The 10,495-nt window shown below is 70.9% G+C and carries 11 protein-coding genes; 5 read left to right on the forward strand and 6 right to left on the reverse strand.

All coding sequences use genetic code 11. From position 1 onward, the window contains the following. Window positions 1-69: 69 nt before the first annotated feature. Window positions 70-1,296 carry a DUF2267 domain-containing protein gene (locus SROS_RS51830; RefSeq protein WP_052316969.1) on the forward strand — a complete coding sequence of 409 codons (1,227 nt, stop codon included), beginning with the start codon at window positions 70-72 and terminating at the stop codon, window positions 1,294-1,296. Window positions 1,297-1,428: 132 nt separating this feature from the next. Here the strand turns inward: SROS_RS51830 and SROS_RS18190 are convergent, their stop codons facing one another. Next, on the reverse strand, window positions 1,429-2,151 hold the full coding sequence (locus tag SROS_RS18190; protein ID WP_012890411.1) for a TetR/AcrR family transcriptional regulator: 723 nt from the start codon (window positions 2,149-2,151) through the stop codon (window positions 1,429-1,431). A gap of 88 nt (window positions 2,152-2,239) precedes the next feature. On the opposite strand from SROS_RS18190, the gene SROS_RS18195 reads away from it, so the two are divergent. Beyond that, on the forward strand, window positions 2,240-2,776 hold the full coding sequence (locus SROS_RS18195) for an anthrone oxygenase family protein (RefSeq protein ID WP_012890412.1): 537 nt from the start codon (window positions 2,240-2,242) through the stop codon (window positions 2,774-2,776). Between the two features lie 453 nt (window positions 2,777-3,229). Then, a complete protein-coding gene (locus tag SROS_RS18200; RefSeq protein WP_012890413.1) occupies window positions 3,230-3,790 on the forward strand; it encodes a GtrA family protein in 561 nt (186 codons plus the stop codon). Between the two features lie 178 nt (window positions 3,791-3,968). On the opposite strand, the gene SROS_RS18205 is transcribed toward SROS_RS18200, so the two are convergent. Then, window positions 3,969-4,382, reverse strand: a complete 414-nt coding sequence (locus SROS_RS18205) for a RidA family protein (protein WP_012890414.1) — start codon at window positions 4,380-4,382, stop codon at window positions 3,969-3,971. A gap of 72 nt (window positions 4,383-4,454) precedes the next feature. Here SROS_RS18205 and SROS_RS18210 point away from each other — a divergent pair, with 72 nt between their 5' ends. Further along, window positions 4,455-5,348, forward strand: a complete 894-nt coding sequence (locus SROS_RS18210; RefSeq protein ID WP_012890415.1) for a LysR family transcriptional regulator — start codon at window positions 4,455-4,457, stop codon at window positions 5,346-5,348. Between the two features lie 111 nt (window positions 5,349-5,459). Beyond that, on the forward strand, window positions 5,460-5,996 hold the full coding sequence (locus tag SROS_RS18215) for a TetR/AcrR family transcriptional regulator (protein WP_012890416.1): 537 nt from the start codon (window positions 5,460-5,462) through the stop codon (window positions 5,994-5,996). A gap of 180 nt (window positions 5,997-6,176) precedes the next feature. On the opposite strand, the gene SROS_RS18220 is transcribed toward SROS_RS18215, so the two are convergent. Genes SROS_RS18220 through SROS_RS18235 form a run of 4 tightly spaced genes read right to left on the reverse strand, consistent with a single transcriptional unit; the run spans window position 6,177 to window position 10,447 of the window. Beyond that, window positions 6,177-7,232, reverse strand: coding sequence for a PLP-dependent cysteine synthase family protein (locus SROS_RS18220; protein ID WP_012890417.1), 1,056 nt, complete (start codon window positions 7,230-7,232; stop codon window positions 6,177-6,179). Window positions 7,233-7,254: 22 nt separating this feature from the next. After that, window positions 7,255-8,553 carry a type III PLP-dependent enzyme domain-containing protein gene (locus SROS_RS18225; protein WP_012890418.1) on the reverse strand — a complete coding sequence of 433 codons (1,299 nt, stop codon included), beginning with the start codon at window positions 8,551-8,553 and terminating at the stop codon, window positions 7,255-7,257. Continuing rightward, window positions 8,544-9,488, reverse strand: coding sequence for an ornithine cyclodeaminase family protein (locus SROS_RS18230; RefSeq protein ID WP_012890419.1), 945 nt, complete (start codon window positions 9,486-9,488; stop codon window positions 8,544-8,546). Before SROS_RS18230 ends, SROS_RS18225 begins: the two co-directional genes overlap by 10 nt. Continuing rightward, the gene (locus SROS_RS18235; RefSeq protein WP_218919869.1) at window positions 9,488-10,447 is read right to left on the reverse strand and encodes a TauD/TfdA family dioxygenase; all 960 of its coding nucleotides are present in this window, start codon (window positions 10,445-10,447) and stop codon (window positions 9,488-9,490) included. The genes SROS_RS18230 and SROS_RS18235 overlap by 1 nt, the downstream gene beginning before the upstream one ends. Window positions 10,448-10,495: the final 48 nt, after the last annotated feature.

Below are 10,495 nucleotides of genomic sequence, written 5' to 3' on the forward strand. Positions count from 1 at the left end.
CAGGCCGATCCAGTTTCGGCCATTCTTAAACGGGCATAAATGAATGCTCTAATTGGGGAGGCGGTAGCCATGGCGGATCGCCTGTTTCAGGATCGCCGGGACGCCGGCCGTGTTCTGGCCGGTCTCCTCGGGCACTACCGGGGCCGGCCCGGCGTCGTCGTCCTGGGGCTGCCCCGGGGAGGCGTGCCGGTGGCCTACGAGATCGCCGGCGCTCTCGCCGCCCCGCTCGACGTCTTCCTCGTCCACAAACTCGGCGTCCCGCACCACGAGGAGCTGGCGATGGGGGCGATCGCCGGCGGCGGCGTGATGGTGCTCAACGACGACGTCGTCTGGAGCCGCGGCCTGTCGCAGGAGACCATCCGGAAGGCGGCCGAGCGGGAGCGGCGCGCGCTGCTCCGGCGGGAGCGGCTCTACCGGGACGCGAGGCCCATGGCCGAGCTCACCGGCAGGGTCGTCATCGTGGTCGACGACGGCCTGGCGACCGGCGCGAGCATGCGTGCGGCCATCGAGGCCCTCGGCCGGCTGCGGCCGGCGATGATCGTCGTCGCCGTCCCCGCCGCACCCGCGTCCACCTGCCGGGAGCTGGCGGCGCTGGTCGACGAGGTGGTCTGCGCCAGCACGCCGACGCCGTTCTTCGCCGTCGGGCAGTCCTACGTGGACTTCACCCAGACCGGCGACGCGGAGGTGCGCGACCTTCTCCGCGCCGCCTCCAGGACCGGCCCGCCCGGTACGGGCTCCCCGGCCGCCGGCGGCCCGCCCGGCGAGCGGCTCCCCGGCGATCGTCCGCAGGAGGAGAGATCCCGGGCTCCGTCCGTCCACCGTCAGCGCGATGCCGGCGGAAAGGAGATGAGCGGCATGGCCGAAACGGGCTTCGCGACCTTCGACTCCACCGTGAACAAGACGAACCATGTCCTCAGGGCGATAGAGGAGGCCTACGGGTGGCCGAAGGGACTCAGGCACCGGTCCTACACCGCGCTCAGGGTGGTCCTGCACACCCTCCGCGACCGCCTCACCGTCGACGAGGTCGCCCACCTGGGCTCGCAGCTCCCGATGCTGACCCGCGGCATCTACTACGGGTCCTGGGACCCTCGCCGCGCCCCGGTCAGGATGAACGCCGGAGAGTTCATGGCCCGCGTGCGGAGCACGCTCCCGGCCAAGATCCTGGAGGAGATCGACGGTGACGTCGAGCGGCTGGTCCACACGGTCGTCCACGCCCTGAGGGAGCAGGTCGACGAGGGGGCGTGGGAGGACATCAAGTCCATCGTGCCCAAGGACCTGGCCGCCGTCCTGGCCTAGGGCGCACTCGGCCGGCAGGCCGGCGACACGCCGCGGCTGACGCCTGGTCGGTGAGCAGTCCTCCGGATGCGGTGGAGGGCGAGGCCGTACGCAGGGGCGGGGGAGTGGAACCGGAGGGCGCCGCGGCCGCGTTCAGGGCATGGGCGGCGGCCGGGAGCCGGGCGGGTCCTCAGCCGAGGAGAGGTATGCGTCGGCCGGCTGTTCCCCCGCCGGTTCGAGCAGGGTCTGGCTCAGGGTCCTGGCCAGCCAGTCCTGGCAGTCGCGCACGCTCCAGCCGCAGACCTCGGTGAGCCGCTCGAACACCTCGATCGATGTCAGGGCGTAGATGTGGTCGGCGGCCCGCTCGGCAGTCAGATCGGCACGCAGCGCACCTGCGGCCGCCAGATGTTCCGCGGGTCCGCGGCTCCCCGCCAGCCGCTGCCGTTCGGTGTCCGCCAGGACACCGGCCAGGCCGGCGTCCGCGGCCGCGGCGGCGCGCAGCACGCGATGCACCGGGCCGACACGTTCGTAGATCGTCAGTGCCATCTCCGCGAACACGGCCAGCTTCCGCCCGGGGTCGGGCTCGGCGAGGATCGCCTGTACGTGCGGCCGGGCGCTCTGCGGGACGGCCTGCGCGTCACCGGCCAGCGTCACGTCCCACACCAGCTTGGCCAGGCCCGGCTTGCCGCCGGGACAGGAGGTGTACAGGGTCTGTACGACGACCCCTGACGCCCTCGCGACGCCGGCCATCGTCGTGGCCGCGTAGCCGCGCTCCAGCATGAGCGCCCTGGCCGCCTCGGCGATGCGCAGCCGGGTCGCCTCCGCGTTCTCCTTCCGCACATCGCTCACGTAGCGGCGCTTGGGCCTCTCGGTCATCAAGGCCTCCCAGCCAGATATTGACTTTAATTGATTCAAATGAAATTTTGTGCTTCTAGTCAATCACTCGGGTCCGCCGGAGGCGAGCATGCGCAACCTGCTGCTGGAGGCCGCCCGGACGGGCGCGACGTCGTTGCTTGGCCTGTTCGCGGGCGGCCTCGTGTTCACCGTGCTGGCCCCGTCCCTGCTCACGCTGCCCGCACCCGCCTACGTACGGCACTGGCAGGCGCTCAACACCGACTACGGCCGCGCCATGCCGGTGCTCCTGCTCACCTGCCTCGCCCTGCTCCTGGTCACCTGCGCCGCCTCCTACCAGCGCGGCCGGCCCGTCTTCTGGCTCACCGTCACCGCCACCCTGCTCCTGGTCGCCATCATCGTGCTCACCCTGACCACCTTGGACCCGCTCAACCGGCTCGCCGACTCCTGGAACGCCGACCGGCCGCCCGCCGACTGGACGGACATCCGCCGGCACTGGTGGACGCTCCACACGATCCGCACGGCGATGGCCGTCCTTGCCTTCCTCGCCCTCCTCGTCGCCAACGTGGCCGGCAGAACGAAGGGCGCGCTCCCCGGCGCGCCCTCGGCCGCCCGGCTCCAGGGCTCCGGCAGCGCCGCCGGCCGCTGACGCATCCCCGAGCCGGCTGCCCCGGCGAAGTGCGGGCGTCCCGACTCCGCGGAGGGCAAGACCGACAGGCGGCGATCCGTTGCGCGTCCGAACTGCTGCCGGTCGGCGGGCTCGTTACGCGGGAAAGGAACCATGGGTTTTCTGGCGAACCTTCTCCGCTCGTCTGCTCCGGCATCAGTGGTGGGGCGCAATGGAACGAATGTATGGTGGCCGCCTGATCGGTGTTGAGCATCCGCTTCCGGCGGGGAGTCATCCCGACGTCGTGTCCGGGGTGGAGTTTGCTGGGTGGCTCATCCGGTCACCGAGACGGTCCGGTCCCTGACGGGCGCTCCACCGCGAAGTACTCGACTGTGGTGTGAGTGAGGATTGATACCAGATGTCGTCAGGTGCGGCTCCGGCCGCCCGAGGCGGAAAGGCCGTGTCAGTGAGTCTTGAGACCAGAGTGTCCGGCTGGTGAGAAGATCGGGACGCTTCGAAGCAGCGAACGCAGTGCTCGCAAGATTGCCGGGACCGCTGCACGCCCTTGCGCTGAAGCACCGTGAGCTGCTGAAGTTCGCGGTGGTGGGTGGAGCGGCGTTCCTGGTGGACAACACGGTGTTCTATGGGCTGAAGCTGACCATTCTGGAACCGAAGCCGGTGACCGCGAAGGTCATCGCGGTGCTCGTGGCGACGATCGTGTCCTATGTGCTGAACCGTGAATGGTCGTTCCGGACCAGGGGCGGTCGCGAGCGCCATCACGAGGCGGCGCTGTTCTTCCTGGTCAGTGGCGTCGGTCTGGTGCTCAGCTCCGTGCCGCTTTGGATCTCCCGGTATGTGTTCCTGCTGGAGACCCCGGAGGTGAGCCTGGTCACCCAGGAGATCGCCGACTTCATGAGCGCGCAGGTCATTGGCACGCTGATCGCCATGGTCTTCCGTTTCTGGGCGTTCCGGAAGTGGGTCTTCCCCGACGAGGAGGCCCACTCCGGCCGCGTGCGGCTTGCTCCAGCTCCCGAGCCCAAGGACGAGGCGGCCTGATCCAGGCCTCCACTCGCCGGGTAGCCGCGGTGCATTGCTGCATCGAGCATCGCCGCCAGGACCTTGCGACGGTCGGGCGCGACATGCCGCACGGCATCGGGGTCGAGTCGGTGATCCAGTGGCCGCCGAACCAGAAGCCGCTGTCCATGGCCAGCTCCCGGAACATGCATACCGTTGGTCAGCCGGCAGCGGGCATGGGCCTTGGCTCTGCGGGCCGTCGTGCGTACACCTCGATCTCGAATTTCATGCGGGGATCGGACAAGCCGCATACGAGCATCGTCGCGGCTGGGCGGATGTCGCCGAAGCAGCGGCGCAGGGTGGGCCAGCACGGCTGGAAGTCCTCACGGTCGGGCAGCAGGTATCTGACCCGGACGACGTCGGCGAACGAGCATCCGGCTTCGGCCAGTGCCGATTCGACGTTGCGCAGGCACTGCTCGACCTGCTCGATCACGTCGTCGGAGATAGTCATAGTCGCGTAGTCGAACCCGGTCGTCCCGGACACGTGCACCCAGTCGCCGTCGACCACCGCCCTGGCGTACCCGATCTCTTCTTCGAAGGTGGAACCGCTCAAGATCGCGCGTCGCTCTGTCATGCGGTGAAAGCTAGGCAACCAGCAGTGATATGTCCAATACTTCAAGAATCATGATGTGATATCTCTGTAGGTATGGAACGCCCCGAGCTCGGGCTCCAGCAGCTTCATGCCTTCGCGATACTCGCCGAGGAGCTCCACTTCGGACGCGCAGCGGAGCGGCTGGGTATCGCGCAACCGCCGCTCAGCCAGCAGATCCGCCGCTTGGAGGTGAAAGTTGGGCATCCGCTGTTCACCCGGGGGCCTGGCCGGGTCACCCTCACCCCGGCAGGACACGAACTCCTGCCGGCCGCTCGGCGCGCTCTCGACGAGATCGCCATCGGCCTGGACGCGGCGCGGCGCACCGGCAACGGTGAGGCCGGTCGCCTCCGAATCGGCTTCTCCGCGTCGCTCGCACTGACCCTCCTGCCGGGCCTGTTGCGCGGCTACCGCGACCGGTATCCGGGAGTGGACATGGAGATCCGCGAGATGACCACAGCGCCGCAGGTGGCCGCTCTGCGCGAACATGTGATCGACATCGGGCTTCTGCGGGAACCGCCGGACGAGCCGGGGTTGGTGACCGAGACGATCCTGTCCGAGGAGTTCGTCGCGATCCTGCCGACTGCCCATCCCCTCGCAGGCCAACGCGTCGTCTCCATCAAGGCGCTGGCGGACGAGCCGTTCGTGCTGCTGCCCCGCAGTGCCGGGCCGACGGTCCACGACCAGATCCTCGACGTGTGCCGCAGCGCGGGATTCGAGCCCCGCCTCGGACAGCACGCGGTGGAATGGCAGACAGTCTCCGCACTCGTCGAGGCGGGGCTCGGAGTGTCACTCGCCCCGGCGAGCATCCGCCGGATCCGCCTCAAGGGCATCGCCTACCGCCGGATCGAGCCGAACACCGCGCGCTCCACCGTCGCGATGACCTGGCGCCGCGACGACCGGAACCCCCTGGTCCCACGATTCCTGGCGGCCGCCCGCAACGTAGCCTGAAGCCTTCATCCGTCCCCGTGCCCTGGCCGACACATCGGTCTCATCCGTCTGGTATCAGCGGCCAAACGAATGTTTGAAACGCTTGTTTGCGGCGCTGGTAGGATCGTCCGCGTGGGAGTTCCTGAGGATTTGCTGGCCGCGGCCAAGCAGTGCCTGTCCGAGCGCGGGTATGCCCGCACAACGGTCCGGGACATCGTCGCCGTCTCCGGCAGCAACCTTGCCGCGATCAACTATCACTTCCGCTCCAAAGACGCCCTGCTCACCCAAGCGATGATCGAGGTGACCGGGGAAGCGGTCGCGGAGGTCCTCAAGGCGTTCCCGGACGACGCCAAGGAGTGGTTCGAAGCGTTCTGGGCGGAACTGATCGAATCCTTCCGAGCCAATCCGACGGTGTGGCGAGCCAACGTCGAGACGCTGGCGCAGGCACCTCATCTCCCCGAAGTACGAGCCCGCCTGGCTGAAGGGCAGGCGCTGGCCCAGCGCGAGCTGGCCCAGCGCCTGCCACGCCAGGACGAGGCGGGTGCGCAGGTGCTGTTGACGCTGTTCATCGGCCTGCTGGTGCGATGGCAGATCGATCCGGACAACGCCCCGACGGCTCATGACCTGGCCGCCGGTATCCGGTCGGTGGCCGAAGCGGCCGCCGGCTAACGCATAACGTGCCGTCCGGAGTGGTCCGGGCGAGGTTGCGGCCGGCTCGCACGCCGTACAGAACGCAACATGACCGGCGCGAGCAGCGCCATCAGGCACAGACCCACGGCTGCGGCGATCATGGCGTGGTGCCGGCCTTGAGTGAAGGCCTCGCGGGCTGGGGAAACCCGCCATGAGTAATCACGGCAGGGCGCCCCGGTCCGACCCAACCCGATACCCCAGGTCCTGCGACAGGCCGGTCAGCAGGTCGTCCACCTCGCGTTCCGCGGCGGGGTCGAGCAGGTCGTGCCCCGCCATCCACCCGTCGTCGAAGACGGTGTCGAGGTATTTCTCCCCCGTGTCGTTGAGCACGGCCACGACCGTGGAGCGCGGCGGCACGGCGGTCATCAGGCGCAGCGCCTCGTAGACCACGCCGCCGGCCGATCCGCCGACCAGCAGGCCGGTACGGCGGGCCAGCGCCCGGGCGGCGCCGAAGGCCCGGCGGTCGGAGACCTTGCGTCCCTCGTCGATCAGGTCGAAGTCGACCAGCGCCCCGACCGGCGCGCCCGGCGGGGTGCCGGTGCCCGACTGGTGGTAGGGGCCGCCGGGGCCGCCGAAGGCGATGGAGCCCACCGGCTCGACCCCGACGATCCGCATGCGGGGCATGGTGCGGCGCAGCTCCCGGCCCGTCCCGCAGAGCGACCCGCCGGTGCCCACCGCGCCGATCAGGTAGTCGACGCCCTCCGGCAGCGCCTCCGCCAGCTCCTGGGCCAGCGGCCGGTACCCCTCGGCGTTGCCGGGGTTGTTGTGCTGCTCGGTGAAGACCGCGCCGTCGGTGTCCTTGGCCAGCCGGGCCGCGAGATCCTCGCGCGCCGCGGTGGCCAGCTCGCCGTCGCCGTCACCGGTGACGTAGACCAGCTCGGCGCCCATCGCCCGCATCGCCCGCAGCTTGTCGGGGCAGGCGTGCCCGTCCACCACGGCGGTGAAGCGGTAGCCGCGCTCGGCGGCCACCAGCGCGAGCCCCAGGCCGGTGTTGCCCGAGGTGGACTCGATGATGTGGCCGCCGGGGCGCAACGCGCCCCGGCGCTCGGCGTCCCGCACCATCTCCAGGGCCATCCGGGTCTTGGCGGTGCCGAGCGGGTTGAACTGTTCCAGCTTCAGCAGCAGCCGGCTGCCGGACCGGTCCTGGCACAGGGACAGCAGTGGCGTCCGCCCGATCAGCTCGGTGACTTTCCGTACGATCCGCAGTGTGATCACTCCTCTGGTCCGGCCGGTCCGGTCAGTTCGGCGGGCGGTCCAGCCGCCAGCTCCCGTCGGCGTTCACCACGACCTTGGGCGGCAGCGGCAGCCCGTGGAACGGTGACTCGTTGGAGTCCATCTGGTATCCGGCGGTGTTGGGATAGACGAGCAGGTCACCCGGGCGCGGCCGGCCGGGCAGGACGATCCTGCGCCAGGTGAGCATGTCGGACTCCAGGCAGCTCGCCCCGCCCACGCAGGTCTCGAACGCCGGCCCCTCCCGTGCCGGAACGGGGATCGGCTCGGGCAGGAACTCGCTGCCGAACCACTGCTCGGACAGGCTCAGGCTGGTGCCGTCCACGGTGACGATCCCGTAGTCCCTGTCCTTGACGCCCTGGACCCGGAAGACGGTGAACCCCGCCTGGTCGAGCAGGGCGCGGCCCGGTTCGAGGATCAGCGTGACCCCCGCGTCGCGCAGCAGGGCGGCCACGTCCGCGCTCCCGCCGGAGGGCGTGGCCGCCAGCACCGCGCGGAGCGCCGCCGCCCCGGCCACCGGCGAGTGGTAGGGGTAGAACCCGTCGAAGCGCCTGCCGGCGTGGAAGTTCGAGGGGTCGCCGGTGAACTCCCGCCAGTCCTCGGCCGCGAGATAGTCCACCGCGAACCCGCCGCCGATGCCGACGCCACCGGCGGCGATGCCCCGCGCGCGGGCCCGCTCGCACCAGCGCAGCAGCAGGGCGGCCATGTCGGCGCGCGGCTGCACCTCGTAACCGGTCAGGTGGCAGCTGAAGCCCTCCAGGCGAAGCGGCCCGCACCGGGCGAGCGCCCGCTCCAGCTCCCGCTCCGTCATGCCGAACCGGCTGTGCGGCTGGTCCGGCGGCGTGACGCGCAACATGATCCGCGCGCCGTACAGCCCGGCGACCCGGTCCAGCTCGTCGAGCGCGTCCACCGTGATCAGGCAGCCCTGCCGTACGGCGAGGCGGAGCAGGTCGTCCGACTTGGCCGGGCCCGTCACCACGATCCGGGTGCCGCGCACCCCGTGGCCCAGCGCGTCCCGCAGCTCCTCCGCGCTGGCTACGTCCACTCCCACGCCGAGATCCGCGCACGTCTCGATCCAGCACGCCGCCTTGTTGGCCTTCTTGGCGTAGTGGACCCGTCCTGTCACGCCGGTCTCGTCCAGCACGTCCAGGAAGGAGGTCAGGTTGGCCGCGAAGGCGTCGGGGAAGAGCACGTGGTAGGGGCCGCGCAGGCCGTACGCGAGCTCCTGGAGCAGTCCGGCCCCCCCTTTGAGCAGGGCGCGTGCCGGTTCCGACAGCTTGGCGGGCAGCCGCGGGCTCAGCGCCACAGATCGATCACCTGTCCCATGCCGCGCTCCTCGGCCGCCCGCGCGAAGTGGTGGCCGAGCGCGATGTCGGTGATGACCAGGCCGCTGTTGTAGGCGAAGATCCGCTGCCCGCCGCCGGACCGCGCCTCGGCCCGGCCGACGAGCACGTCGGGCAGTTCGGCGTCCACCGGCCGCAGCACGCCGTGCTCGTCGGCCAGGTCGGTGCCGGTCACCGCCATCTGCGCGGCGCTGGTGGCCAGCACGCGGTCGGCCCGGTGCAGGGTCGAAGGGGCCAGGCCGTAGCCGACCAGCACGCACAGCGCGTCCGGCCGGAGCCAGTCCGCCTGCACCGCCGCGGTGGTGGAGGGGCCCGCGACGCCCAGCACCACGTCCGCCTCCTCCACCGCTGACCGCAGGTCCGCCACCTCCTCCACCTCGCGTCCGGGCACCGAGTCCCGTACGGCGCGCAGCCCGTCGGCGTGGGTGCCGAAGACCATGAGGCGCTCCAGCTCCGGCATCGTGGCCGTCAGGTACGGCAGGGCCTGCCGCCCCTGCACGCCGGTGCCGATCACCAGGGCGGTGCGGCTGCCGGGGGCGGCGCACTCGCGCGCCAGCAGCGCCGACACCGCGGGGGTGCGCATCGCGCCGATCCCGCCGCAGTCCATCAGGGCGAGGGGCAGCCCGGACTCGTCGTCGTAGAGCGCCAGCGAGGTGTAGTAGCACTCCCGCCGGGAGTGGAACCTGTAGGAGGTCTTGAAGGCGACCACCCCGCGGGTGCCGTCCCGGCCGAGCATGGCGTAGGAGACCGAGTGCCCGTCGGGGGGCTGCAGCGTCAGCTTGCTCGGATTGGCCGACAATCCGGCGGCCAGGGCCCGGTAGGCCTCCTCGACGACCGCGATCACCTCGGCCGGGCCGAGCTCGACCTTGGCCAGGTCGCTCCGGGTCAGGACCCGCATCACCGCTCCTCGTAGGGGTCGATCGGCTGCTGGCCGTACCCGTGCTCGGCGGTCTCGGCGGAGGGCCGGTCGCGGCCGGGGAGGCGGACGCTGACCCGCTTGAGCCAGCGGTCGGTGCCGTCGTAGCGGGCGCGGAACGGCTCGCGGCCGTGCACGACCGCGTCGTTGTCGATGACGAGCACGTCGCCGGGTTCGAGCCGCACGCCGACCTTGACCCGGTCCAGCTCGCGGCAGAGCCGCCCGTAGGCGGCCCGGTAGTCCGCCCCCGCCTGCTCCAGCGGCGTGTAGGCGGGGTCGAAGCGCAGGCACAGGCCGTCCTCGCCGTGCCACAGGGTCGGGACCCTGGGGGGTTCGAGGGAGGAGTCCCGCGCGTCGTCGTAGGCGTCGTCGGGGAGGATCGGCAGGACGGGGGCCGACAGCACCTCGACGTCGGCGTCGTCGAGGCCGGCGTGGCGCACGGACGCGGCGCTGGTCGCGACCCGGTCGGGGTTGCGCAGGCAGCCGAGCAGCATCAGGTTGGCGCGCCGGTGGTGGAAGGCGTCCTCGTTGTGCGCGGCGAGGGTGACGGTGCTGCTCGCGCCGGTCTGCTCGTGCTCGTGGCCGCGGCTCGGCACGATGTCGTGCACCAGGCGCCCGTCCTGCTGCCCCTCCCAGCCGAACGGCCGGCCCATGGCGCTGGCCAGCAGCAGCATGACGACGTCCCATTCGGCCGTACGGGTGGGGGAGGCGTCCGACCAGCTCGGCGGGGTTGCGCCGAGGCCGGTGTCGTCGGCGGTCAGCCCGCGCAGGACGTGCAGGCCGGCGGCCGGGTCGGGCGGGGGGCAGAGGTCGCCGAGCCCGGCGGCCGCCTGAGGGAGCTGCTGGATCAGCTCAGGGTTCGATGCCGTTTTATAAGTCGATATAAGGGCATTTGCTCGGTCCAGGAGAGTGTCAGGTCTGATTTCCCGGACAGGGGTCACGTTGAGGCCCACTTGGATTACCGCCTAGGTCCGTCGAGAGATGACGTT

The sequence above is a fragment of the Streptosporangium roseum DSM 43021 genome (genome assembly GCF_000024865.1).
GTDB lineage: Bacteria > Actinomycetota > Actinomycetes > Streptosporangiales > Streptosporangiaceae > Streptosporangium > Streptosporangium roseum.

Bases quoted from the DNA above. Each gene is read 5' to 3' on its own strand.
- SROS_RS51830 (WP_052316969.1), top strand. From the start codon at position 70: ATGGCGGATCGCCTGTTTCAGGATCGCCGGGACGCCGGCCGTGTTCTG.
- SROS_RS18190 (WP_012890411.1), bottom strand. From the start codon at position 2,151: ATGACCGAGAGGCCCAAGCGCCGCTACGTGAGCGATGTGCGGAAGGAG.
- SROS_RS18195 (WP_012890412.1), top strand. From the start codon at position 2,240: ATGCGCAACCTGCTGCTGGAGGCCGCCCGGACGGGCGCGACGTCGTTG.
- SROS_RS18205 (WP_012890414.1), bottom strand. From the start codon at position 4,382: ATGACAGAGCGACGCGCGATCTTGAGCGGTTCCACCTTCGAAGAAGAG.
- SROS_RS18210 (WP_012890415.1), top strand. From the start codon at position 4,455: ATGGAACGCCCCGAGCTCGGGCTCCAGCAGCTTCATGCCTTCGCGATA.
- SROS_RS18230 (WP_012890419.1), bottom strand. From the start codon at position 9,488: ATGCGGGTCCTGACCCGGAGCGACCTGGCCAAGGTCGAGCTCGGCCCG.